The following is a 24,181-nucleotide window of genomic DNA, read 5'->3' as shown; positions in this document are numbered from 1 at the left end:
GCGCAGACTGGGGACTTTTCGGCGGCCACAATCGGGGAGGATTCAACGGCCGGTCACAGCTGGTTGGCGCGCATCGTGGTCGCGCTGGTGCGATCGGCGAAGAGATCGAGCTGGCACTCCTTGATCCGGTTCTCCATCTCGCCGCGGGCGCAGTAGATCTGCTCGTAGAGCGTGCGGGCGTCCGCGCGGGCGGCCTTGAGCGAGGTGACGACGAAGCGCGGGTTGGCGCCCTTCTCGCCGCGGCCCGGCATCCACTCGGCTTTGGCGACCACCCGCCGGCGGTGGCTCCAGCTCAGCTTCGTCCGCCACCGGAAGTCGGCGACTCGCGCCCTGGCGCAGCGCCTCGCCCTGTTCCGGATGCAATTTTGCCCGCGCACGCCGGATCGCCATTTCCGATGCGGCTGGCCGACTCGCCAGAAGTTCCGGTATCGTTCTCCAATGTCGCCTTACGAGCAGGTCTGGGAACGGGAGCGCGGCGGACGCCGGAAGGGTTGGCTGATCGAGGATCTGGAGGCCCGGCACGCTGTCGCCGTCTCCTGCAAATCCTGCAGGCACCGGGCGCTGATCGCGCCCCACGAGCTTCACGCCCGCTTCGGCGGGCGCGTTGGTCTCGCGGCGCTGAAGCTCCGGTGCGGCTCCTGCGGTGGGCGCGAAGTTTCTTGGCATGTCGTCGTTGCGCGGCCGCCGCGGACGCACGAGTAGGCGTTGAACGGCGTCAGGACGTGCGGCAGACTCGCGTGCATGGTCGAGCCCGAGACCGAGGGGTTCTTCGTCCAAGGGCTCGACCTCCGATGGCGTTCCCGCCCTTGTGCTCGACCTTGACACGAGTTGGCGGAAGACGCTAGACGGCGGACCCCTTCCGCAAATGTGGTCGCTCGGCTTCGATGCCATCTAGTATCGGGAGCATTGTGCTGCCGTGCGCGCGGTCGGGGTTCTTGTTCTTTTTCAGGAGTTCCACCCGTGCCCACCATCAACCTATCCCGCGCCCGCGGCTGCCTGTTTGGCCAGATTGCCGGCGACAATCTCGGCGCGTTGGTCGAGTTCACGACCGCCAAGGAGATCGACCGGCGCTACCCTGAAGGGCCTCGGCTGCTTGCCGATGGTGGAATCTGGAACATCCTCGCCGGCCAGCCGACCGACGACTCGGAAATGGCGCTGGCGCTGGCGCGCGCCATGCTCCGCGACGGCGGCTGGAGCGAGAAGGGTGTCGGCGCCGCCTATCTGGCTTGGGGGGATTCACACCCCTTCGACATGGGCGGCACCACCGCTGCCGGGCTGTCCGCGCTTGCCGCCGGGCGGCGACCGTCGAGCGACAGTCAGGCCAACGGGGCATTGATGCGGGCCGCGCCCATCGGGATCCGCTACGCCGGGGATCCGGTGACCGCCGCCGAGGTCGCCGAGGCCGACGCCGAGCTCACCCACCCGAGCGGCGTCTGCCGGGCAGCCAATCGCGCCTTCGTCGCCGCCATTGCGGTCGGCGTCGGCGGTGGCGACCCAAAGGCGATGGTCGCCCGTGCGCGGGCGGCGCTCGGCGGGCCGGACTCGGCAGCGGTGGCCAAGCGCATCGACGCCGCACTTCGGGGCGAGCGCCCCGCCGACTACCAGCACCAGATGGGCTGGGTGCTGACCGCCTTCCAGAACGCCTTCTACTGGCTCGCCGCGGGCACGCCGCTGGAGGAGGCCGTCGTCGCCACCGTGCGCTGCGGGGGCGACACTGACACCAATGCGGCGATTGTCGGCGCGCTCCTCGGGGCGGCACAGGGCGAGGAAGCGCTGCCGGTCCAGTGGCGTGATTTGATCCGGCACTGCCGGCCCGGCCGAGGCACGCTGAAGCCGCGCCCCGAGGAATACTGGCCGCACGATGCCGAGGCGCTCGCCGGGGCGCTGGCCGGGATGGCGGGCGAGGTAGCAGCATGACCGATGATCTCGGGACGCTTATGGAGGTCGCCGAGGAGCGGGTACGGCTCGCTCCCTCTCCGCTCGCCGACGCCGGGCTGGACGCGGCGATGCCCTGCGAGGCCCGGCCAATCTATCTGCTCAATTGCGCCTCCGGCGACTTCCTGGTCCGCTACGCCTGCGTCACCTGCGGCGACGTGGCTGGGGTCGGGTTCTGCGAGGCACCGCTGGAGAGCAAGCCGGCGATGTTGAACGCCATGCTGGACGCCATGGCGTCCTTCGAGCGCCAGGCGCTGGCGCACTGCCCGCGGCTCGCCGGATGATGGCGGGCTTCTTCGATGGCCCTCCCGGTGTTCCGCGGGCGGTCGTCACAATCCGGTCGCTCGCGGACGACATCGTGCAGGTTCGCGTCGATCCGGAGGCGATCGAGATCCTCGATCTCGACGTGGCGCCGATCGCCTGGTTCGCCGGCCCGGGCGCGCTTGTCGCCGCGCAGGAGTTCGCGGACGAGCTCAACGAGCAGTGGCTGCGGTCGGTCCGGGACGCACATTTGGGCGGGTGACGCCTCCCCGCGCAGCCGACCAGTTGCGCGGCACCTTCCGGCAGGCGGATCGCCCGGAAACGGAGCACGGTGGCCGGCGGCGACGTAACGCTGGGCCCCGCCACCACCCGCGCTCCGTCAAGCGAGGAGGAAGTCATCCATCCCTAGCGCGCCGGGATCGACTCCCGCGATCAGGATCGCGCCTTGGCCCAAGACCGCAGCGTTTGCGCCGCCATCGTCCGTCGCAATCTCCACCTCGCCGGCGAACGTCGCCGCGGTGATCCCGAGGAGGCGGAGGTCGATCCTGTCCTGGCCGCCGCGCAAGTCGGCGTCGAAGTCGAGGATTACGTCGTCGCCGAACCTCGCGCAGAAGACGAAGCGGTCGCAGCCACGGCCGCCATGCAGGGCGTCGTCGCCGGTCCCGCCGCCGATCCGGTCGCGCCCGGCGCCGCCGCGGACCGTGTCGTCGCCGGCGCCAGTCTTGATCGTGTCGCAGCCCCGGTCGCCGAGGATACGGTCGTCGCCACTCCTCCCCCGCAGATCGTCGTTCCCGCCGCGGCCGCGGATCCGGTCCGCCAGATCGCCGCCGGCCAGGTCGTCCGCCCCCGGGCCCCCGACGAGGGTGAGCCCTCCCTCGGCCCCGGCCTCGAACGCCCCGAGATCGGGCGCCGCGTCCCGCGCGAAGCCCCGCTGGTCCGTCGCCGTAGCACTCGCCGGGTCCGCCGCCCCCTGCGCCGGCCCGTCCGCCCGGATGGCGATCGTCCGCGTCGGCCCACCGTTGTCGGCGAGCACGCCCGCGAAGACGCCGGGGGCGATCTCGATCGTCGCCGCGAAGACAGTCTCGGCAGTCGCGGTTCCGACGATCGTGTCCCCGCTGAAGACGTCGCTACCGACAATGTTGACGCCTGACCTCACGATTGGGCTCGTGTCGATATCGTCGTCCCCGAACCCGGCAGATACCATCGCGTTGCCGAGGACAATGCTGTTGGTTAGGCTCACGTAGCCATAAAGGTTGCCGCCCCAGAAGACCCCGCCGCCCCGCGCTCCTTCGCCCAGGGTGCTGTTGCCGCTGACCGTGCTATTCTCCAGCGTCACGTAGTTACCAAAGACTCCACCGCCGGAAGCGCCTTCGCCCGCAGTGCGGTTGCCGCTGAGCGTGCTGTTCGTCAGCCGTGTGCTATAGCCGTAGATCCCGCCGCCGATGGAGCCGTTCCCCTCGGTTCTGTTGCCACTTACCTCGCTATTGGTAAGCGCTACGGAGAAGTAGCCCGAGACCCCGCCACCGCCGGCATAACTCCCGCTAGTGCTGTTGCGGCTCACCGTGGTGTTCGTCAGCGTCACGACACCTCCCCAGACCCCGCCGCCGTCGCCGCCCTCTCCCGCCGTGCTGTTGCCGCTGACCGTGCTGTCTCGCAGCGTGACGGTGGTGAAGCCGTAGACCCCGCCGCCCCGGGCGTAGTCCCCTGCGGTGCTGTTGCCGCTGACCACGCTGTCGATCAGCGTCACGTCGGTTCCGCGCACGGCGCCGCCCGCCTCGCCATCGGCCGTCGTCCGCCCACCGGTCACGGTCAGCCCGTCGAGGGTCAGCGCCGCCGTCGCGCCGAAGATGCGGCTGTTGTCTTCGAGCCGGTCGTCCCCGGCGAGGCTCGCCGCCACGTCGGTGATCCCGCCGGCAAGCGTCACGTCGTCGCCGTCGGCGTCGCCGGTGATCGTGACGCCCGCCGGGCCACCGACGATCGTGAGTTCGTCGGTGATCTCGATCTGCCCGCTCGTCAGGCGGATCACGTCCGCCGCCTCGCCGTCGAAGACGGCGGCGTCGAAGCGGATCTCGTCCGCCCCGGCGGCGGCGTTGGCGTCGAGCACGGCCTGCCGGAGCGAGCCGGCGCCGCTGTCTGCGGAAGTGGTGACGATGAAAGCGGCCATGGCGGTCCCTCGCCGAAAAAGCTGGTTTGAATGCACGCAGGCAACGCGGGGACGCGAAAGGAAACCGGGACAACGGAACGGAGAACTCGCTCCCTGCCGGCAGGATATCACGCCTGCCTCCGCCCGGATACGGCCGGGACTTACCGCTCCGTTAAGGCGGCGGTTCCTCGGCGGCGCCTCGGGGCCGTCTGACATTTCCGCCAGCGACGCGGGCGAACGGATCGCGTCCGCTGGTTTCACTCGATGCGGAACATGCTACCGGAACAACCTCAGCTTGGCCCGGTCTGGCCTGCACGCCCGAGGGATGTTGTTCGGTCCGATCTCATTCCTGCGCGCCAGGTCTGGACGGATCGCCGTCCGCCCGGTCGGTGGCGGACGATTTTGGAACGGGTTTCCGGGCGCGTTCTGTTCTGAGAACGATACGAACGGCGAGGTAACGCGCCACCGCATAAAAATCCTAGCTACGATAACTTTGCTAGCGAGTACATTCGGATTGATGCGTCGGCGAACGATCGCATAACCTGTCCTGCATGAGCGGCGACAACAAACTAACGAGCGGACCGGCGGCTTGGATGATTATGGCGACGTTGGTTGCCGTCGTCGCTGGGTTTGTCGGCGTGGGTTACGCGAGCTTGCAGGCGCAGGATCAGATTGCCGACGCGTTGGCGCTCGCGGCCGGCGAAGGTGGGCAGGCGGACTTGCGTGCCGCCTTGGACCTGATGGCGCAGCAACGAATGGCATGGGCCGCGATCGCCGCAGTCGGTCTGTCTGGCCTAAGCGCCGCCCTGCTTGCCGGTACTGTCTGGTTCACGCTCGACGCCTCGCGCCAGTCGCAGGAGTCCGCGAAGGTGGCACGCGAGGCGCTGAACGAAGCGCGCCTGACCTCCCGCAGGGAGCTAATGCCGCACGTTGTGGGTGAGATAAGCGTTACATATAACGACCTTCCGTATGACTTCAGTTTAGAGGTAATTGTTTCGAACTTTGGAAGAACTCCGTGCTACCTTAAAAATGTACAAGTGGCGCAAAAATTTATTACGGAAAAACCGTCAACTACCTATACAGTATTCTCTGCTGGTAAAATATTAGAGCCAAATGGTCAGTTCCAGGGCCGCGCGGAATTTCTCTGTGCTGATAACTTATTAGATACCAAGCTAACGTTGAGAATTATTGTAGATGACATATTTTATAACAATCGCAATTACTACAGAGAGTACGACGTTAGTATTAAAGATTACGGCACTACTGTGTCCGTTGTTCCAGTCCGATCGAGCAACCCTCTACGGTCTCTTGTTAGTACCACGGATGGTAAATTGCAAACCCCCGAGCAGGCCTATTTTTAGCGTAATTTCAATAACTTAAGATAGGTTAGTTGGCGGAGGAGGTGGGATGCGAACAGTGAGGGCTGGTGTGATCAAGCTCGCTCGTTCGCCTTTTGCCATCGTGGGATATTGCGAAGCAGCACGGAGAACTCTCGCCGCTGCTTGCGTGCTTGCCGATGGGCGCGCCCCGCACGGCAGCGGACCGGGACGCGGTTTCGTTGCATCGCAGTGCAACGAGTGATCTGCCCGCGATTTTCGCCGCTGCCGACCGGCGGTAGGATCAGACGCTGCCCGGAGGGCGCGCCGCATCCCTGCCGGTAGGTTGGCTAGCGACTGGGGCTGTGAGTGCTGCCCCGACGCGGCCCCACAAGCACGCAGCACGTCGGGGCGTCGCTCGACGCCCCCTGTTTCAACGAGCGAAACGCACCATTACCCCGCACCGCCGGTTTCTATCCGGCCCAACGACGTACGTCTTACGACGACTCGTTTTTGCCCCTGACGCCGCCGAAACGCCTATGTGGGGCCGCTTCGGCTATTGACAGGAACTACGATAGTTTTATATACGATGCTATATTAAACGTAGGAGCCACATGATGGAAGACACGATCCTGATTTTCACCTGCAAGGGGATGCCGTCCTTCTTGGAGGAAGGCGGAAGCGGGCACTGGAAGGTACGTCCCGAGCGTATAAACCGCCTGCATTACGCGGTCTTCTGTCGAAATCGACATACGGCGGAACCGGTCGAGGGCAATGAGTCGCACGGCGACGGGTTCCTCGTGGCGCGCATTGCAGGGGTAGTCCCATCCCCCCGCATCACGGGGCGGTCGATCATCCAGCTTGCCGAGGTAGCTCCCATCGAAATCCCTGAACTCTGGCAGGGTTTCCGCAATCCCACCCTCTACACTTCGATGGACAGCCTCGGCATCGACGTGGGCGCATTAGACTGGAGGCCCATGGCCGAGCAGGGGCGACTCCCCGATGCGCAATCTGAGCGCGCCCGTTTGACCCGGCCTGAAGTGGATGCAGATCGTCCGCGCCGCACCTTTGGCGAGGCGATTAAGGCTAAACGCGCCGAACTCGCGTCGGAAATCGGCGTCGCTGAGGAAGCCATTGAGATCACCATCCGTGGCTTGTGATCATGCCAGTCGCCCACCCTCCTGCATAATTTCGCGCTTTCTCCTAAGGAAGTCCAAAATTTGCCCCGCCTGAAAATCGCCTACAACGCCGAGCACACCCGCCCGCCGCAGGAGCCGCCGCCCGGCGCGTGCTGGCAGGCCCCCGCTTGGTGGGTGCCCCATACCGGCGTTCTGCACGGCGACACCGTGCTTGGCGTCCGCTGGTTCTGCACCCGCTGCGGCATCACCGGCCCGAGAACGTTTGGCACCGCGAAGCAGATTATCAGCCTGTCGCTCCGGTCGAAGGTCGCCTTCGCCGAGATGGCTGAGGTGGGTGGGAGATGCCCGACATGGTCGGAGGGGACGGCACAGGGTGCAATCCCCGAGGCCTGGCGAGAGATCGAGACGGTGATCCTCGGCGAGCCCCGGTCGGCGACTGAGCCCCAGCCGCTCCCGTCTATGCCCGCCCGCCAGCGGACACCGGGACGACTTCTGCATCGGTGATCCCCATCGCACTCAGCCTGCGCTGCATGATGGCGCTCGGCCCCGCTTCCCCGCAGGCGGCGCAGAGCAGGGCAATGTCGTGTCGGCCCAGCGAAGATGGATAAGCGGACAGGCATCGGCAGAACGAAGAACGGTGCCAGCCCGAAGGCCGACCCCGTCCTGTGTGAATGTCGCCGAAGAAATCGAGCAGGGGACTCCCGTGAGGGAAGTCCCTGCGGCATTTCTACCACACCGCCTGCTGCCTCAGTCGCCCAGCGCCAGCTTCAGCCGCCGCGCCCGCCGCGCCTCGACCGTCTCCGGCGCACGCCCGCGCCGGGAGGCGAGCGCGCCGTCGAACGCGGCGTCGATGGCGGCGGCCTGTTCCGGCCCGCTGAGCGGCTCTGCGGGGGCTCCGGCGGCGTGGTGGGCTCGTAGGCGGTGGATGGCGGCGTCGACGCACGTCTGGGGCGTCTCCGGTGCGCTGGCGGGCCCTGCGGCTGGCTCTGGCGGCGTCTGGGGCCCGCGGGCCCGTCCGGCGCTCCTGCCGCCGCCTGGCGCGACAACGTCTTCGTCGAGCGCCTCTGGCGGATCATCAAGTACGAGGAGGTCTATCTGCGCGCCTACGTCGGCGTCGCTCAAGCCCGCGCTTCGATCGGCCGGTATCTGAGCTCCTACGAAAGGCCGCATTCACCGCTTGGCAGGAAAACTCCCGATCAGGCATACACTGACCTGGCGACGCCGATCCCGGCGGCAGCCTGAACTGGACGGCGAAGCCACTTATGAACGCCCCGGACGCTGTTCAGACAAACCGAGCCACCTCTCCCATCGAGCAGCCTCAGCGCCTCGTTGTGGGAGATGTGCTTCTGCGCCTGGCTCGCCAGGAGATACGGCCACAGCAGATGGGCGGTACCCATTGTCTCATCCTCTGTGGGAGCTTAGGCGACAGGCCGGTCGACAAGGCCGTGCAGGCGCCGTGAAGACGCCGGCCAATACGGTCTGCAGGATGCGCCTGTGTGAATGCGCTCAGAGGTCGGCTCGGCTCGACTCTTGTTGGCGGCGCAAGCGGTATTCGTTTGCGTCCGCATCTGAATGCCTTAGATGCAGGTATCCGCAACGTCACGACCAGCCGTAACTTCGCCTCGAAGCACTCCGAACCGAAAGAACCCGATGTCCGAAGATCAGACCATCAACCGATCGGAGATCCTCGCGCTTACGGCCGAGATCGTCACGGCGCATGTGTCGAACAACTCGACGCGCCCGGACGCCGTCCCGGAGCTCATCCAGGCGGTCTTCGACAAGCTTTCCGCGCTGGCCGTCGACGAGCCGGCCCCGGCCGAACTGACGCCCGCGGTCCCGATCAGGAAGTCGATCACCGACGAGTTCATCATCTGCCTCGAAGACGGCAAGAAGCTGAAGATGCTGAAGCGGCACCTGATGACCGCCTACGGCATGACACCGGAAGCGTACCGCGCGAAGTGGGGCCTGATGGCCGACTACCCGATGGTGGCCCCGGCCTATGCGAGGAAGCGGCAGGAACTCGCCGTGAAGATCGGGCTGGGACGCAAGCCGCGCGTCGTCGAGGCGGCGCCCGCCCCGGCGCCGAAGGCGAAGCGCTCGCGCGCGAAGGCCGTGGCCTGACGCTTTGCACCCGGCCTGCCTTCATTGGCAAGTCCTGGGCGCTTCAGACAGCCACCGAAGCCTCTCGTCTGTGTCGAAGAACCCGCGCTGATCCGCCGTCCGATACGGATCACTGCAACACGCCTACCCCTTATTTTACTCCCACGGGACAAGGGTGACGGAGAGTGTAGCGCGACAATCAGGATGATCTGAGCGCGACGATCTGGATGAGAGTCGATGGTGTCGCGGCGGAGGTGAGCATCGCGTCGTCGCAGACTGCGAGCAAGGGTTTTCGCGGGCTGACTGTCGCGGGGCGTCAATCAGCGGCGGTGTTGATTGTCGCGCGGGTGGGCGGTCGTCCCGGTCCCTTGCGGCGCTCGACGGCGGTGCGGCGCCGGTAACTCTCGACGTTGAGCTCCAGGATGGTGGCGTGGTGGACGAGGCGGTCGACCGCGGCGAGGGTCATGGCTGGGTCCGGGAAGATGCGGTTCCATTCCCCGAAGGGCTGGTTCGCGGTGATCAGGGTGGAGCGGCGCTCGTAGCGTGCGCTGATCAGCTCGAAGAGGACGCTGGTCTCGGCCTGGTCCTTGGTGACGTAGGCGAGGTCGTCGAGGATCAGCAGGTGGTACTTGTCGAGCTTGGCGATGGCGGCCTCGAGGGCGAGCTCGCGGCGGGCGACCTGGAGGCGCTGGACGAGGTCGGTGGTGCGGGTGAAGAGCACGCGCCATCCGTTCTCGATGAGGCCGAGGCCGATGGCGGCGGCGATGTGGCTTTTCCCGGCGCCGGGGGGGCCGAAGACGAGCAGGTTGTCGCCCTTCTCGAGCCAGCTGTCGCCGGCGACGAGCGCCATGACCTGGGCCCTGGAGAGCATGGGGACGGGATCGAAGTCGAAGGCGTCGAGGGTCTTGCCCGGCGGCAGGCGCGCCTCGGCGAGGTGGCGGGCGATGCGCCGCCGGGCGCGTTCGGCGAGCTCGTGCTCGGCGAGGGCGGCGAGGAAGCGGGCGGCGGGCCAGCCTTCCTTGTCGGCGCGCTCGGCGAAGCGCGGCCAGATGTGGGTGATCGCCGGCAGGCGCAGGTCGCCGAGCAGCAGGCCGAGGCGGGCGGCGTCGATCGGATCGGTGGCGTTCACGGGCGCGGTGTCGTCGGTCATGCCGCTTCTCCTCCCGCGAGCTCGCTGGCGGTTGAGGCGGTCAGCGCGTCGTAGAGGCTGAGGGGCGTCAGCGAGACCGTCACCCGGGGCAAGATGCCCGGATCGGGAGCGAAGCGGGCGTGCATCGCGTCGCGTTCGGGCAGGATGCCTTCGTCGAGGCTGGCGTCGATCAGCGCCGCGAGGTCGGCCTCGCAGCCGCGGTCGTGGGCGAGCGCGAGGGCATCGACGACGAGCCGGCAGGCGGCCTTCGCCGGCAGCGCGGCCATGGCGGCGTCGTAGAGCCGGCGATAGGCGTCGCGGGGGAAGAGCTGATCGCGGTAGACGAGGCCGGGCAGCGCCATGGGCTTGGCGCGCAGCGCGTGGATGACGTGTCGATAGTCGACGACGTGAGCGCGGCGGCGATCGCCGTAGCCGCGGCCGCGCGGCAGGGTCATCACGTGCGTCCCGCCGAGGAAGATCTCGAGCCGGTCGTCGTGGAGGCGCACGCGCAGCCGGTGGCCGATGAACCGCGAGGGCACGCTGTAGAAGACCCGCCGGAGCATGAAGCCGCCCGAGGAGGTGACGGTGACCATGACCTCCTCGCCGTCCTCGGCGCGGCGCTTTGGCAGCGGCTGGAGGGCGGCCCGCTCGGCGTCGATGCGCCGGCGGTTGCGGGCGTTGCGGCGGCCGACCAGGGCGTCGACGAAGCCGCGGTAGTCGGCGAGAGTGTCGAAGTCGCGGGAGCCGCGCAGCAGCAGGGCGTCCTCCAGAGCGCGCTTCAGGTGGCCATGGGCGGCCTCGATCGCACCGTTCTCGTGGGCGACGCCGCGGTTGTTGCGGCTGGCGGCCATGCCGTAGTGGTCGCAGAGCGTGGCGTAGCGGACGGTCCAGTCTTCGTCGACCTCCGGCGCGAGGTTGCGGAAGGCCGCCGAGAGACTGTCGCTGCGGTGCTCGCGCGGCGCGCCGCCGAGCGCCCAGAGCGCGTCCTGGAGACCCGCGGCGAGCGCCACGAAGCTCTCGCCGCCGAGCACGACATGGGCGTGCTCGAAGCCGCTGAAGGCGAGGCGGAAGTGATAGAGCCGGTGGGGCAGCGGCACGCCGGCGACGGTGACGCCAAGGTGGCCGAGGTCGGTGAAGTCCGACAGGCCGAGCCGCCCGGGCTCGTGGACCTGGCGGAAGATCACCTCGCGCTCGGGGCCGTGCAGCGCCCGCCACTGGCGGATGCGCCGCTCCAGCGTCCGCCGGATCCCGGCGCCGAGGTCGGGATGCCGGCGCAGCAGCTCCTCGAGCACGGCCACCGGACGCAGCCCCGGGCTCGCCTTGAGCATGGGGACGACCTCGGCGTCGAAGACTTCCGTCAGCGGATCGGGCCGCCGCCGCCCGCGCGGGCCACGCTTCTCCGAAGGCGGACGCGGGTCCTGCTCAATGCGGTAGCCGGTGGCCGGACTGAACCCGGCCCTGGCGGCGGCGACGGGTACCGGGGCGGTCGCGCGATAGGTCATGAAGAGCCTCATCTGGTGATCGGTCACGTGGCGGCCGGGCACGCGAGGCTCCTCCGAACTGGGAAAGCACCCGCATAGCCCTACCGGCTGCGATCACCACGCCGCCCCGCCCCAAGGCTGGCGCAGCGATGCTCGGGGGTCGGACCTACGGTCGGGCTACGCCCTACCTTCGGTCCGACCCCCGAGCATCGCTCTCACCCAGATTGTCGCCCCACTCGCACCCTGATCGACGCGCCGCAGCGGAGCAACGGGGACTGCGGTCGAGCATTCTCTGGCGCGTAAGCCATTGATATTATCAGATATGTCGTTCTCGCCCCGTGTTCAAATGCGTGGCGCCGGCTGCCTGACTCGGTTCACGAGCCAAGAGCCGGCGCCACGCGTGGAAGGGCTGCTCAGGCGGCGGGCATCGGGATGCCGTGGGCTACCGTAGCCGCGCCGACCTGAGCGAGCGCCTCGGGTTAGGGAGGCCCGGAGAGCGGCGTGTCGCTCGCCAGAGCGCGGAAGAAGGCAAGCATTCGGTCATCAAGCACGGACCATCTCTTCTGCCATTTCCGTGCCGGCATTGCGGAAGCCGTGCGGAACGCCTGTGAGCGGTCGTTGAATTCTCCCCGACTGTTGAGAGTTCGTCACTGGAGCTGGACACGGCGGTCGCCCGGTTTTCCCATGCTCGGGCTTTCGGGGTATGAAAGCCGATGCCGAGATAACACCGCCGTCCGAGCACCGCGTTCAAGCGCTAGGACGTCGAGGAGTACCACTCCGGTACGACGCTGCGTGCGCTGAGCAAGCGTCACGACATCTGCCGGCAGCTGATCCGGGTTTGGATCGAGAAACGCGAGACGGGCGCCTATGACGATGACGTCGAAGCCGTGGATCTCGTTCAGGTGCGCGACGCCCGCAACGACGCGCTGGAACGGCTCGTCGGCCGCCAGGCGCTCGAAATCGAGTTGCCTCAAAGGGGGCTGTGAAAACCCGGCCTTGCCGAGAAGCGTGCCTGGATCCGCGATCATCGGCCCGAAGGCGTCACCATCGAACGTCGGAGTTGGTGGAGGTCGCGCGCGATTCTGAACCGGAAGCCCGTCAGCAGTGGTTGATGCTTCAGCGGGAGCTTTGCCACGCCGCGGCTCAGGGACCAAAGATTTCGCCTCCGAGATCGACGGTGAAGGTGGCGAGGCACGTCGGTTCCGCCGGATCCGGCGCCGACGCCGGGGTCAACGAGCGTGTAGCCCCGTCGACCGGATCAATGAAATCGTAGCCGAAGTCGGTACTGAAGACCCTGGTGCACGGTCCGAGATCGATCCACCGGACCGTTCCGGCGGCGACCGGTCCGATCGGAACCTGCTGGAGGCCGTTGTTCAGAACGACGGTAAGATCGTAGACGGCAATCCACGTGTCGGCATTTATGTATCGTATCAGATAGTTGAGGAAGCGCTCGGGGGCCACTTCAAATTGGGCGTCGCACCCCACGCCGAACAGCTTCGTGATTCCTGTGATCTCTCTGGGCGACGGGGTGGCGAAAGCATCGGCGACGAAGAATTGCCAGTGGGCGTAGAGGCCGGAGAGACAGGCCTCGAGCGGGACGGTCACGACTCGCGCGGTTCCTGAAACCGAGACCATCGCAGCCTGGACTCCGTTCGACGTACGCAAGGTGACGGTGCCGTGGGTCAGCCATGGTCCGGAGCTGTGGCTGATGTTCCTGACGGAGAGCCGATAGAGGCGGCAGGGGTCCGGCCTGTCGTAGTACATTACCTTGTCGACAAGGCAGATCGCTCGCATCTCCGGGTACTTCGCTTTCCAGTCGCGAGAGAGGTTCTCCCGCACGGTATCGTAGAGGAGGCGGGTGTGGGCGGCGGCGAGTTCTGCGGCCAGCGCGTGATAGGTCTTCGACGAGCCGGGGACCAGTTCCCGACCGTGGAGGGACTGGTCGGAGTCCTTGTTCAGCGTCTCGTGGCAGTAGGCGAATCCCGCCGGCGGGATCCACGCGTTGCTGATGGCGCTGTACGGGCAGCCGGCGATGCCCCATTCCAGGCCGAAGTAACCGGTCATGAGCCCGGCGGGGAGAGACGAGGCCTGGCAGGTGGGAAAGAGCTGGGTCGCGAGCGGGGGCGACTGGCCGGCTGCGATGAAGAGCTCGACCCAGTTGCTGTGGGAATAGAAGTCCTGGAGCGCGTGCAGCAAGGCGCCAAACGCGCTCCGTGCCTGGGGCACGCCCAAAAGCTGGTCGTAGTCGGGCGGATAGTACGGCTGGATCGAATCCCGTATCGTGCCGTAGAAGGTCGACCAGGCGGCGTTCGCGCGGTCGCAGACCGCCTGCGGTCCGGGCGCGCTGTCGATGTGCCGGGAGCCGTCGAGCTGATGCAGGTCGCTGCCAATGTTGCCCGAGCCGAGCAACAAATTGCCGGTGAACTCCGAGAGAGCGTCGGTGGATACCCTCGTGCCAAGCCCCTGCCGCGTGATCTCCACGTGCGGGCCGGGCTTGAATGCCGCCGCGGTCCCGGCCGTCAGGGCGAGGCCGACCGAGACGGCCAGCAGGAATGATGAAATCGCAGCGAACGGCCTCGGCCGGGGCCTCGGAAGGAGGTTCCGGATCATGGGAAGGCCGCCGTCGCGGCGACCACCGGCTGCATGCTGTGATCGCGTGCGATAACCTGGCTGACCTCCGAGGGTCGTCCCTGGATCGCCAGGCCTCGGACGTCGATGTCGACGCTGAAGGCCCCTCCGGCGTCGGCCTTCGTATAGGCGACCGGAGAGGCTTCGTGGGGAAAGCCGTCGACGTTGCCGAGCGGGGGCACGAAGATGACCGCGACGGTTTCCCCGGCAGCGAAACCGCTCCCCGCGACCCGAACCTGGTTGGGTTGCGGCAGGGTCACGGTCAGTCCCCGCGTGACGGTCGCATCGATGCTGGTCGTCGGACCGAGGATGATCGAACCGCTCCACGGCGTTCCGCCGACGAGGTCGCTGGCCTTGAGCCCCCCGCCCGGACACTCGGGTTTGCAATGGAAGGCGACGCGGTACTGGCCGGGTGGCAGGTCGACGGTCGGGATGGTGATGTCGACCGCGCCGGACGCATCCGCCGTGGCCGACCAGATCGACGGTTCCGTCCAGCTCCGCATGAAATGGCCCGGTTGGGCCTTTAGGTTCACTGCGACCATCGCGCCGGCGGGGGCATTCCTGAGCGTCACCTGAAGCGGCGTCCCGCGGGTGATCGCTGGCGGGACAAATGCCACGGAGCGCTCTTCGTAGGCGAAGCAGCGCGAAGGGGCGCTCGTCGCGCCCGGGGTGAGGCAGATCTGCGATCTACCCGGGGTGCCGGCATAGGGGAGCACGACCGAAAAGCCATGACGGCTGCTGTATCCGGGCCAGAAACTGGCCACGCGGAAGTCGGGGATGTTCGCCATCGTCGTCACCGTCGATGGCGCATTCGGCCCCGATCCCCTGCCGAAGCCCAACTCGATGGGTGCGTCCGTCGAGAGGTCGAGGAACCAGCCCTCGAGCTTTAGGCCGGCTGCAACCGGCGTGATCATGAAGCCGCCGGCCATCGTTTCGAGGGCGGGCAGAAGCGCGATGCAGTCGAGCGCCGTGCTGCTGAAAGGCGACTGCGGCGGTTGGCCCGGCGGGACAGGCTGGAGCTGCCGGGCGGTCGCGCAGAACCGGTCGATGCCAGCGGGCGCGGAAAGCGGCATTGCTGCCTGGAAGAGGAAGGCGCCGTCGGCGGCATCCCATCCGATCGAGCGCGCCGGCGCCGTGCCGGCGGGGCAGGTGCCCGCCGCCCGGCAGCCCGCGAACGAGACCGTCGTGAGCAATCCGACGCCATATCCGCGTGCGTCGAGATCGACCGAAGCGGGCGTCAGGGTATAGCTGGCGACGCACCCCGAGACCACGGGGTCCTGTCCGGCTGGGATCGGGAGGCACGTCCGCTCGCGGGTTCCAGTCGTCGGTCCAATGGTGAAGGGCAGAGGGGCTAGGAAGATCGGCGTGTAGATGGGGACGAGTGGAGGAAGAACTACCGGCTGCGACAGCGCCGGTTGAACCAGACTCAACGTCAGAAGGATCGCTCCCGCCAACAAACGCGAGACCATTCGCTTGCCTTCCCACTTGGAGACCAAAGCGACAGGCGCAGCATGGAACACGAAAGCGTGATCGTCAAGGCGTCATGGCCCTGCTTGTAGGTAGCGTGTGATCTGTCCGGTTTAGGTAGCGCGTGAAGTGTCCGGTCCGCTAGGAAGCCCCGAGGGGTTGCGTTGGGGGCGATGATGGGCCGCGCACGGGCTCTTGAGGAGATCCGGATCATGCGCTTCGAGGAGGTTCTCGAGCGGTACAAGCGGGGAGTCTGACGCAGGCGGAGGCGGGGGAGATGCTCGGGATGTCGGAGCGGACGTTCCGCCGCTGGCAGGGGCGCTACCGCGAGGATGGGGTGGCGGGGCTGGCGGACGGGCGCGTGGGCAAGCCGTCGCCGCGGCGGGCCGACGAAGGCGAGCTCGCCCGGGCGCGGGCACTTTACGCCGAGATGTACGGCGGGTTCACCGCGAAGCATTTCCACGAGAAGCTGGTGGAGCGCCACGGCTACCGGCTCGGCTACACGGTGACGCGGCTGGCGCTGCAGGCGTCGGGGCAGCTGAAGCGCAGCACCCGGCGCGGGGCGCACCGGCGCATGGAGTGCGCCCCTAGGGTTGGACACGGAGGTCGCCTGATTTTCCCCCTGCTCGGGCTTTCGGAGTATGAGAGCCAATGCCGAGACAACACCGCCGCCACAGCACCGCGTTCAAGCGCCAGGTCGTCGAGGAGTACCACGCCGGTACGACGCTGCATGCGCTGAGCAAGCGTCACGACATCTGCCGGCAGCTGATCCGGGTCTGGATCGAGAAACACGAGGCGGGCGCCTATGACGATGACGCCGAGGCCGTGGATCTCATTCAGGAGCGCGACGCCCGAATCGCCGCGCTGGAGCGGCTCGTGGGCCGCCAGGCGCTCGAGATCGAGTTTCTAAAGGGGGCTGCGTAAAACGCGGCCTTGCCGAGAAGCGTGCCTGGATCCGCGATCACCGGCCCGAAGGCGTCACTGTCGAACGGGGGTGCGAGCTGATGGAGGTCGCGCGCTCCAGCTTCTATGCGGATCCGGCGCCGCGTCCCGCCGAAGGGGCGATCCTGGCTACGATCACGGCGATCCGCGAGAAATACCCCGCCTATGGGTATCGGCGCGTCGACGCCGAGCTGCGACATCGCGGCCTGGTGGTGAACGCCAAGAAGGTGCGCCGGCTCATGGCCGAGAACGGTCTGAATCCGAAACGGCGGCGGCGTTACGTCGTCACGACGGACAGCAACCATGACGGCCCGATCTTTCCTCACATCGCCCGAGGGTTCGAGGTCCACGGGCCCGACCAGCTCTGGGTCGCCGACATCACCTATGTCGCCATCGCGACCGGCTTCGTCTATCTGGCGGTCATCCTGGACGCCTGGTCGCGCCGGGTCGTGGGCTATGCCCTAGATCGCAAGATCGACGCCCGGCTCGCTACTGAGGCGCTGAAGGCAGCGATCGCCTTCAGGCGGCCGCTGCCGGGGTGCGTGTTTCACTCGGATCGCGGATCGCAACACGCGTCCGGACCGCACCGCGCCCTGCTTAAGCGTCACGGGTTCTTCGGGTCGATGAGCCGGCGCGGGAACCCCTACGACAATCCGCAGGCCGAGAGCTTCATGAAGACGCTCAAGGTCGAGGCGGCGTATCGCATGGAGTACGAGAGGTTCGAAGACGTCGCCGCCGACCTTCCGGCCTTCATCGAGGACGTCTACAACGAACGACGCCTGCACTCCGCGCTCGGCTACCTTAGCCCGGCGCGGTTCGAGGAGATCAACCGCCCCAGCGGGGTCAAACAGGTCGCCTGATCCTGTCCAACCCTAGGGGCGCACTCGAAGTGCCGAGGCAAAATTCCCCACCTCGGCGCCCGGTGATCAGCCGGTCAGCGATCCATCGCTCCGTTCTTCGGCGGCCGGCCGCGGCGTTTGGGTGGCGGTGGCGGCATGATGGCGGCGTGGGCCCGGGTGTGCTCCGGGATGAGATCGGCGTGAGCGCGGAGCCGGTAGCTCGCGCCCTCGATCTGGACGACGGCGTGACGCAGGAGCCGGTCGAGGAGCGCGGTGGCGACGACGGGGTCGCGAAGACCTCGCCCCACTCGGCGAAGCCGCGGTTGGAGGTGAGGATCATGGCGCCCTTTTCGTAGCGGGCGTTGACGAGCTGGAAGAAGAGGTTGGCGCCGCCGGAGGTGATCGGCAGGTAGCCGATCTCGTCGACGATGAGCAGGCTGGCGCGGCTGTAGAAGCGAAGCTTCTCGGTCAGCCGGCCCTCGCGTTCGGCGCGGCCGAGCGCCTCGATCAGCTCGGCGAGGGTGCAGCGGTGGACGGCCTTGCCGGCCTTCACCGCGGCGACGCCGAGGGCGGTGGCGAGATGATCGCGTACCGAGAGCGCAAGCAGAAAGTTGGGCCTATGCCGCATCCCGGGGCCTGTCCAGCGACATTCGGAGCTGGCCCGGGGGCGACATGAAGATCTGGCCCCCCTTCAGCTCGATGCGGTTTCAGTTTCGGGCGCCGCAGCGGGCTTCTGCAGAAGCCCGCTGCGGCGCTTTTCGCGGAGGCGGTAGCTGTCACCGCGGATGGTGATCACGTGGCTGTGGTGGAGCAGCCGATCGAGGATCGCGGTGGCGACCACCGCGTCGCCGAAGACGGCTCCCCACTCACCGACGGCGCGGTTCGAGGTGATCAGCATCGCGCCGCGCTCGTAGCGGCGACTGACCAACTGGAAGAACAGGTGCGCGGCGTCCGGCTCGAGCGGCAGGTAGCCGAGCTCGTCGACGATCAGGAGCTTCGGCTTGGCGAAGTGCGTCAGCCGCTCGTCGAGCCGGCCGTCGGCGTGCGCCTTCGCCAGGCTCGCCACCAGCGTCATCGCTCCGGTGAAGAGCACCGAGTAGCCGGCGACGATGGCTTCGCGGCCGAGCGCCACGGCCAAATGCGTCTTCCCGACCCCGGGCGGGCCGAGCAGGAGCAGCGCCTCGCCGTTGGCGATGAAGCGGCCGGTGGCGAGGTCGCGGACCTGCGCCTTGTCGATCGAGGGCTGGGCAGCGAAGTCGAAGCCTTCGAGGGTTCGCACGAACGGGAACTTCGCGAGGCCGAAGCTCATGTCGATGCGGCGCTGGTCCTTCCGGGCGATCTCGCGCGCACAGAAGAAGGCCAGCGCGTCGCGCAGCGTCAGCTCCGAGCGGGCGGCTTCGTCGAGGAGGCTGTCGAGCTGGTCGCGGACGGCGGTCAGCTTCAGCCGGGTCAGCATCCGGTCCAGCTCGTCTTTCGTCGGCGCGGCCATCACCAGGCGCCTCCCGCCACCGCTTCGTACTCGGCCAGTGGGCGCAGCAGCGCCGGCGCCTCCTGCCTCTCGGCGGACCACCTGACCACGCGGCCGTCGGCGCCGGCGACGCCGTCGAAGTGGGCGCGGTCGACGATGCGCCCGTGGCGGCCGCCACTGCGCTGGTGAGACGCCACCTCGACGCCGGCGTGGGTGATCCGCACGGTCTCGGCGGAGACCAGCACCCGCACCCGCTCGCCGATCAGCCGCCAGGGCGCCGAGTAGGCGTTGGTGTCGAGCTCCACCGCACAGTCCGCGCCGACCCGGCGGCTCAGCTCGCGCGCCGCCAGGAACGGCCCGCAGCACGGAAGCGGCTTCAGCATCGCCGCCTCGTTGCGCGTGAAGCGCAGCGCCGGCGCCTCGCCGGTGGCGCCGTGCACGCGCAGGTCGGCGATCTCCCGCGTCCAGAGCTCCAGATGCGCCTCCAGCGCCGCGAAGCTCTCGAAGGAGCGCCCCGCGATCGCGTTGCGCTTCACGTAGCCGACGCCGCGCTCGTCCTTGCCCTTGGTCCGCGGCCGGTACGGCGCGCAGGCCCGGACCTGGAAGCCCCAGTGGCGCGCGAAGGCATGGAGCTTCGGGTTGAGCACGACCTCGCGCGTCGCGACGTCGTGGCTCAGGATCAACGCCCGGGCGTTGTCCAGGAGCACCTCCGCCGCCACTCCGCCGAAGGCCGCGAAGGCGCTCTCCATCCCTTCGAACCAGTGCTCCTGGCGCTCGCCGAGGAAAGCCCGGACGTGGACGCGGCGCGAATAGCCGAGGGTCGCGACGAACAGCGACACCAGCCGCGGGGCGCCGTCGATCTCGACCCGCCGCTGGCCAAAGTCGATCTGCAACTGCTGTCCCGGCCGGTCTCGAAGCGCACCGTCGCCCGCGCCTCGGCACGCAGTTCCCGACGCAGATGCGCCACCGCCCGTTCGACGGTGCGCAGGCTCACCACGACGCCCTTCTCGGCCTCGAGCTCCTGACGCACCACGTCGGCATTGCCGCCATGACGACGGAACCTCTCCTCGATCCACGGCTCCAAGCCGTCCAGTCCCCGCGACCGTGCAGGCGGCGACGGCCGGCGCCACGAACCCTCCTTCAACCATCGCCGAACCGTCGTCCGCGAGCAGCCGAGCTCCGCCGCGATCCGGCGCGCGCCCCAGCCGAGCGCCTTCAGCCGCAGCATCGCCGCCACGTCGTCCGGCTCCTTCATCTCGTCCCTCCGCAGACCCTCAGTCCGCGGGAGCGTCTCCATCCTCGGCAGCGTCATCCAGCCCCTCCTATCAGCTCATCGAGGGGGCCAGATCCTCATGTCGCCTGAGGGCCAGTTTGGCGTGTCGCCTGACAGGGCCGATTGACCCGGCGCGTGGCGCGGAGGTCCGGCGGGACTGTATAGCGCTTGGCAATGATCATTTTGGCCTCCGCGACCTCCACCGGCCGGCCGTCGAGGTCGCGGAGGCCATAGGGTTCGCCGGTGCGCAGGACCCGGAAGATGCGGTTGACGAGACGGTTGGCAACAGCGCAGAGGGCCTGCTTGTGATGGTGGCCCTTCGTCGTCATCAGCCGCCAGTAGACTTCGGCGAGCTCGGGATCGATCCGCCGGGCGGTGTCGGCGGCCAGGATCAGGGCGCGCTTGATGCGGTCGTTGCCGGACTGGGAGATCTTCTGCCCCGGCCGCTCGGCGCCACCGGAGTCGGATCGGTTCGGGAACAGGCCGCAGAAGCCGCGCATGTGGCGTTCGGAGCGGAAGCGCTCGGAGGTGTGCAGCACGCCGATCAGCACCGGGGCGAGATGCGGGCCGATGCCGGGGATGGTGCGTAAGGCGTCGGAGGGGTGGATCTCGGCGTAGCGTAGAGCGCGGCAATGCGACGCTCGAGCCCGGCGATGGCGTCGAGATGAGCAACGAGGACTTCGATCTCAGTGACGAGTTCGGCCTGCAGTTCGACGAAGTCGATATGGCGGCCATGGAGCGCCAGGGCGTCGCGAGCCGCCCGCTTCAGGCCGTCGACCAGCGTTTCAACGAAGGGGCCGGAATGGGGATGATTGCCGCTGGCGTTCCGGGCGATGAAGCGGGCCAGGGTCGAGCGTCGGGCCTTCAGGACGGCATGTGGGTCGAACCATGACTTCAGGAGCGCCAGGGAGAGCCGGGTGCGCAGATCGGGCAGCACCGCCTCGAGGCTCGGGGAGGCCCAGCGGACGAGGTCGAGCAGGCGGCGCTTCGCGCCGGCGACCACGTCCTGAAAGCGGGCCCGCTGCTTGGTGAAACGTTGCAGGGCATGGCTCATCGGCGCCGGAATGTGGACTGGGTCCAGGCCGGGCCCGCCGAAGAGCGGCATGGCGGCAAGCAGGTGAGCGTCGGCGAAGTCGGTCTTGGCATGCTCGGAGAGATAGCGCCGCAGGGCGCGGACGCGCTGACCCTTGATGCGGATCACCTCGACACCGGCGTCGACGAGGCGGTGCGCGACCGGGAACCAGCTCATGCCGGTCGGCTCCATCAGGGCCTGGATCGTCGATCCGGGCTGCAGGCTCGCGGTGGCTTTCGCCACGAAGCCATCGAGCGAGGCGGGATCGAGGCGAAAGCGGATCGGCTTGCCGACCGGTCGTCCGTCGTCGAAGATCTGCGCGATCTGGTCGCCGCGGATGGCGAGGTCGATGCCGAGGGTGCGTCTTGTCATGGCGTGCTCCTTCTGCTTCGGAACCGCGCACCGACCGGCACAGACAGGTATGTCATTCGTAGCCGGCCAGTCTGTGCTGACCGCCACAATCGCGTTACACTTGCCCTCGTCGGCGCGGCCGGACCGGGCTGACAGCATCACGGTCACGAGACGATCCTCGGATCTCTCAGGGTCTTCGGAGCCCGAGCCGGCCTGGCTCGCGCCGACACCTTGACCGGTTCCCGGCATGCCGGGAACCGGGTCCGATCCGCGATCACCTCGTCGAAGCCAAGCGCTCCTTGCTCTTCCCCGTGGCATCGAATCCGGCGGCGCAATGGATACCTGGCTCTTTCCGGCGCCGGGCGGCCCGAGGAAGTGAAGGACCTCGGCGCGGGCGACGAAGTGAAGTTCGGCGAGCGCGAGGATGCGGTTGCGGTCGAGGGAGGGCTGGAAGGAGAAGTCGAAGCCCTCGAGCGTCTTCGGCGGATTAAGCCGCGCGGTCTTCAGCGCGACGGCGATGCGGCGGGTCTCGCGGTTGGCGTGCTCCTCGGCGAGAAGGCCGTCGATCGCCTCGAGGGCCGAGAGCTCGCCGCGCTCGAGGCGACGAAGCGTATGGTCGAGCGCCTCGAGGGCGCGAGGCATGCGCAGCCCGACCAGGCTGGCGCGGATGCGGTCGAGCAGCTCGGTCACGATAGGGCACCCCCGGCCAGGCGGCGCCCGACGGCGTCATAGAAGGCGAGCGGGCGACGTCCGACGCTCTGGTCGACGGGCTCGGCCGGCCGCGCCGGCACGGCCTTGCTGGATCGTCTCACGCATCATTGCGACATCGTCGAGACCGGCAACGAAAGCTGGCGCTTCAAAAACCGCGTCTGAAACCGCCACACCCGCCGACGTGCCTGATACGCCTGCGCCACCGGAAAGCTCCGGCGCATCAGGCACGTCTCCCCAACCCGCAGAGGGGTCCCTTTTCGGCTCTGACTCACATTCGGTGCAGTCCTCCATCAACTACGCTGCGCCAAGGAGCCGAGCGCGGAGGAGATCGAGCTTGGCTCGGCCGTACATCTGGCGCTTGACGAGCTTGAGCTTGGTGATGTGGCCCTCGGTCTGGCCGTTGGACCACGGCAGGGACAGAGCCGCGGTGACGGCAGGCTGATCGTCGCGCAGCCCGCGGGCGAACGAGGCCAACGGTCCGGACGACGCGTCGTCGAGCCAGGTGTCGAGGCCGGACGGGTCCCGCTTCCGGATCATCGCCTGGAACCGTTCGAGAAGGTGCCGGGCAGTGGCGAGGACCGGGACGGCGGCCTCGATGATCGCCACGGTGACCGCGTCCTCCTTGGTGAGATGGGGGCGCTTCTGGGTCAGCATCATCGCGATCTTTCGGGCCGCGGGGCACTTTCGGGGGCCGGAGGCTTGGGCAGCCTCCGTGCGTCGCCGACGCGTGGCCCACTCGGTGACGACCCGCAGGCTGCCGCCGAAGCCGGCGAGGCGGAGGCGCCGCCAGAGTTCGGCGCCGTTGCGGCATCCGCCGGACCAGGCTTCGTCGAGCTGGACGAGCCAGGGCTCGAGCGCGCTCGCGCGGACGCGGAAGACATCGTCGCGCTCGCCGCGAAGAATGCGTCGGACGGTCTGCCGGCCGCAGCCGGTTCGCCGGACGATTTCCTTGATCGAAACGCCCTCGCCGGCGAGCGCCCGGACGGCTGCGTTCATCTCCTCCCGGCGCAGGAAGCCCTCGTATTGCAGCCGCTCGGCCGAGGTCAGCAGCTCCGGGTTCACGGTGCCCGCGCCGAGCACACGGCGGATCTGCGTCATCGACCGCCGCACCCCGTCGAGGAAGGCCTGGCTCGCGTTCTCCATCAGGCGCCAGCGATCGGCGACCTGGACCACCTCCGGCGCCGCGCGGGCGACCGCCTGGCCATAGCCGCCCCCACGATCCCGCGACACGATCTCGACCTCAGGATGCGCCGCCAGCCAGGCCTCGACGGTGGCGGCCTCGCGGTCGGGAAGCACATCCACGACCTCGCGCCGCTCCAGGTCGCAGACGATGCTGCCGTAGCGGTGCCCGCGCTTCCACGCCCAGTCGTCGATGCCGATCACCCGCGACACCGGCCGCGCTGCCGGCGCCCGCGCCCGGACGGTCCGCAGCAGCGTGTCCTTGCTCACCGGCATCAGCAGGCGCCGCGCGAGCCCCTGGCCGGGGCGACCGCCGAGCGCCAGGCCGAGATGGTGGACGATGGTTTGCAGCCGCGCCGTGCGGCGGGCGTAGGGGGCGACGATGTCCTCGCCGAACCGCTCGGCGAAGATCACCCTGGGGCAGAGGTCGTTACAGCACCGGAACCGCCGCACGGTAAGGGAAATCCTGACCCGCCGGCCGTGCGCTGGGAGATCGGAGAGCAATCGAACGTAGCGGCTGTGGACCCGCCGCGAGAGCTTGCCGCAGCCTGGGCAGGCCGACCCGACATTCGGGGACCGCGCGATCGCCGCAACACAGACGTCATCGATCCGCACGTGCTCGATGATCAGTCCCGGCGGCAACAACGCCGCCGACGATCGGTTCCGACCCATCCCTCGCTCCCCCAAGCCTGAAGCCAGAGACTATCCGTCAAGCCGATCGCCTGCACCGAATGTGAGTCAGAGCCC

Annotated in this window: 19 protein-coding genes and 7 pseudogenes; 12 read left to right on the top strand and 14 right to left on the bottom strand. The window is 68.0% G+C overall.

The window, feature by feature from the left end; all coding sequences use genetic code 11:
• Positions 1 to 56 precede the first annotated feature (56 nt).
• Positions 57 to 440, bottom strand: a pseudogene (locus tag KBB57_RS12470) (transposase); the annotation flags it as partial.
• 520 nt (positions 441 to 960) lie between these two features.
• Here KBB57_RS12470 and KBB57_RS12465 point away from each other — a divergent pair.
• The 3 genes from KBB57_RS12465 to KBB57_RS12455 are packed head-to-tail and all read left to right on the top strand — an operon-like array spanning position 961 to position 2,458.
• Entirely contained in the window at positions 961 to 1,917 is a 957-nt protein-coding gene (locus tag KBB57_RS12465; protein WP_290750556.1) for an ADP-ribosylglycohydrolase family protein, read from the top strand.
• Entirely contained in the window at positions 1,914 to 2,219 is a 306-nt protein-coding gene (locus tag KBB57_RS12460) for a hypothetical protein (RefSeq protein ID WP_290750554.1), read from the top strand. Before KBB57_RS12465 ends, KBB57_RS12460 begins: the two co-directional genes overlap by 4 nt.
• Complete coding sequence (locus KBB57_RS12455; RefSeq protein ID WP_290750551.1) at positions 2,216 to 2,458, top strand: hypothetical protein; 243 nt, start codon at positions 2,216 to 2,218, stop codon at positions 2,456 to 2,458. Before KBB57_RS12460 ends, KBB57_RS12455 begins: the two co-directional genes overlap by 4 nt.
• Before the next feature lie 117 nt (positions 2,459 to 2,575).
• On the opposite strand, the gene KBB57_RS12450 is transcribed toward KBB57_RS12455, so the two are convergent.
• A complete protein-coding gene (locus tag KBB57_RS12450) occupies positions 2,576 to 4,360 on the bottom strand; it encodes a calcium-binding protein (protein ID WP_290750548.1) in 1,785 nt (594 codons plus the stop codon).
• 530 nt (positions 4,361 to 4,890) lie between these two features.
• On the opposite strand from KBB57_RS12450, the gene KBB57_RS12445 reads away from it, so the two are divergent.
• The 3 genes from KBB57_RS12445 (at position 4,891) to KBB57_RS12435 (ending at position 7,298) form a co-directional block, all read left to right on the top strand.
• A complete protein-coding gene (locus KBB57_RS12445; RefSeq protein WP_290750546.1) occupies positions 4,891 to 5,700 on the top strand; it encodes a hypothetical protein in 810 nt (269 codons plus the stop codon).
• A gap of 572 nt (positions 5,701 to 6,272) precedes the next feature.
• Entirely contained in the window at positions 6,273 to 6,815 is a 543-nt protein-coding gene (locus KBB57_RS12440) for a hypothetical protein (RefSeq protein WP_290750543.1), read from the top strand.
• A gap of 60 nt (positions 6,816 to 6,875) precedes the next feature.
• The gene (locus KBB57_RS12435; RefSeq protein WP_290750541.1) at positions 6,876 to 7,298 is read left to right on the top strand and encodes a hypothetical protein; all 423 of its coding nucleotides are present in this window, start codon (positions 6,876 to 6,878) and stop codon (positions 7,296 to 7,298) included.
• 243 nt (positions 7,299 to 7,541) lie between these two features.
• On the opposite strand, the gene KBB57_RS12430 is transcribed toward KBB57_RS12435, so the two are convergent.
• A complete protein-coding gene (locus tag KBB57_RS12430) occupies positions 7,542 to 7,916 on the bottom strand; it encodes a hypothetical protein (RefSeq protein ID WP_290750590.1) in 375 nt (124 codons plus the stop codon).
• Between KBB57_RS12430 and KBB57_RS12425 the strand changes: the two are divergent.
• A pseudogene (locus tag KBB57_RS12425) lies at positions 7,827 to 8,036 on the top strand (integrase core domain-containing protein); the annotation flags it as partial. The gene KBB57_RS12430 and the pseudogene KBB57_RS12425 overlap by 90 nt on opposite strands.
• Positions 8,037 to 8,444: 408 nt before the next feature.
• Positions 8,445 to 8,915, top strand: a complete 471-nt coding sequence (locus tag KBB57_RS12420; protein ID WP_290750539.1) for a MucR family transcriptional regulator — start codon at positions 8,445 to 8,447, stop codon at positions 8,913 to 8,915.
• Positions 8,916 to 9,210: 295 nt separating this feature from the next.
• On the opposite strand, the gene istB (KBB57_RS12415) is transcribed toward KBB57_RS12420, so the two are convergent.
• From istB (KBB57_RS12415) to KBB57_RS12395, 5 genes are all read right to left on the bottom strand, one after another.
• Positions 9,211 to 10,044 (bottom strand): IS21-like element helper ATPase IstB, encoded by an 834-nt coding sequence (gene istB / locus KBB57_RS12415; RefSeq protein ID WP_290750536.1) that lies wholly within the window; start codon positions 10,042 to 10,044, stop codon positions 9,211 to 9,213.
• The gene (gene istA, locus KBB57_RS12410; RefSeq protein ID WP_290750585.1) at positions 10,041 to 11,537 is read right to left on the bottom strand and encodes an IS21 family transposase; all 1,497 of its coding nucleotides are present in this window, start codon (positions 11,535 to 11,537) and stop codon (positions 10,041 to 10,043) included. The genes istB (KBB57_RS12415) and istA (KBB57_RS12410) overlap by 4 nt, the downstream gene beginning before the upstream one ends.
• A 614-nt stretch (positions 11,538 to 12,151) precedes the next feature.
• Entirely contained in the window at positions 12,152 to 12,532 is a 381-nt protein-coding gene (locus KBB57_RS12405; protein WP_290750534.1) for a hypothetical protein, read from the bottom strand.
• Between the two features lie 115 nt (positions 12,533 to 12,647).
• Positions 12,648 to 14,114, bottom strand: coding sequence for a hypothetical protein (locus tag KBB57_RS12400; RefSeq protein ID WP_290750531.1), 1,467 nt, complete (start codon positions 14,112 to 14,114; stop codon positions 12,648 to 12,650).
• Positions 14,111 to 15,403 carry a hypothetical protein gene (locus KBB57_RS12395; protein WP_290750528.1) on the bottom strand — a complete coding sequence of 431 codons (1,293 nt, stop codon included), beginning with the start codon at positions 15,401 to 15,403 and terminating at the stop codon, positions 14,111 to 14,113. The genes KBB57_RS12400 and KBB57_RS12395 overlap by 4 nt, the downstream gene beginning before the upstream one ends.
• Positions 15,404 to 15,843: 440 nt before the next feature.
• Here KBB57_RS12395 and KBB57_RS20125 point away from each other — a divergent pair.
• The 3 genes and pseudogenes from KBB57_RS20125 to KBB57_RS12385 form a co-directional block, all read left to right on the top strand.
• Positions 15,844 to 16,338 (top strand): annotated as a pseudogene (locus KBB57_RS20125) (helix-turn-helix domain-containing protein); the annotation flags it as partial.
• Positions 16,251 to 16,523 (top strand): transposase, encoded by a 273-nt coding sequence (locus KBB57_RS12390; protein WP_290750525.1) that lies wholly within the window; start codon positions 16,251 to 16,253, stop codon positions 16,521 to 16,523. The pseudogene KBB57_RS20125 and the gene KBB57_RS12390, both read left to right, overlap by 88 nt.
• A gap of 11 nt (positions 16,524 to 16,534) precedes the next feature.
• Positions 16,535 to 17,401, top strand: a pseudogene (locus KBB57_RS12385) (IS3 family transposase); the annotation flags it as partial.
• 74 nt (positions 17,402 to 17,475) lie between these two features.
• On the opposite strand, the pseudogene KBB57_RS12380 reads toward KBB57_RS12385, so the two are convergent.
• From KBB57_RS12380 to KBB57_RS12360, 5 genes and pseudogenes are all read right to left on the bottom strand, one after another.
• A pseudogene (locus tag KBB57_RS12380) lies at positions 17,476 to 18,008 on the bottom strand (ATP-binding protein).
• Between the two features lie 63 nt (positions 18,009 to 18,071).
• Positions 18,072 to 18,869 (bottom strand): IS21-like element helper ATPase IstB, encoded by a 798-nt coding sequence (istB, locus tag KBB57_RS12375; RefSeq protein WP_290750523.1) that lies wholly within the window; start codon positions 18,867 to 18,869, stop codon positions 18,072 to 18,074.
• Positions 18,869 to 20,103 (bottom strand): annotated as a pseudogene (gene istA / locus KBB57_RS12370) (IS21 family transposase). The gene istB (KBB57_RS12375) and the pseudogene istA (KBB57_RS12370) overlap by 1 nt, the downstream one beginning before the upstream one ends.
• Positions 20,104 to 20,198: 95 nt before the next feature.
• Complete coding sequence (locus tag KBB57_RS12365; protein ID WP_290750522.1) at positions 20,199 to 20,672, bottom strand: transposase; 474 nt, start codon at positions 20,670 to 20,672, stop codon at positions 20,199 to 20,201.
• Positions 20,666 to 22,234 (bottom strand): ATP-binding protein, encoded by a 1,569-nt coding sequence (locus KBB57_RS12360; RefSeq protein WP_290750520.1) that lies wholly within the window; start codon positions 22,232 to 22,234, stop codon positions 20,666 to 20,668. The genes KBB57_RS12365 and KBB57_RS12360 overlap by 7 nt, the downstream gene beginning before the upstream one ends.
• A gap of 99 nt (positions 22,235 to 22,333) precedes the next feature.
• Between KBB57_RS12360 and KBB57_RS12355 the strand changes: the two are divergent.
• Positions 22,334 to 22,417, top strand: a pseudogene (locus tag KBB57_RS12355) (ATP-binding protein); the annotation flags it as partial.
• 132 nt (positions 22,418 to 22,549) lie between these two features.
• Here the strand turns inward: KBB57_RS12355 and KBB57_RS12350 are convergent.
• Positions 22,550 to 24,106 (bottom strand): ISL3 family transposase, encoded by a 1,557-nt coding sequence (locus tag KBB57_RS12350; RefSeq protein WP_290750519.1) that lies wholly within the window; start codon positions 24,104 to 24,106, stop codon positions 22,550 to 22,552.
• Positions 24,107 to 24,181 lie beyond the last annotated feature (75 nt).

It is taken from the genome of Amaricoccus sp. (assembly GCF_017993425.1).
Classification (GTDB): Bacteria; Pseudomonadota; Alphaproteobacteria; order Rhodobacterales; family Rhodobacteraceae; genus Amaricoccus.
Note: the sequence above shows the minus strand (reverse complement) of the source record. Positions and strands in the feature narration are given on the sequence as shown.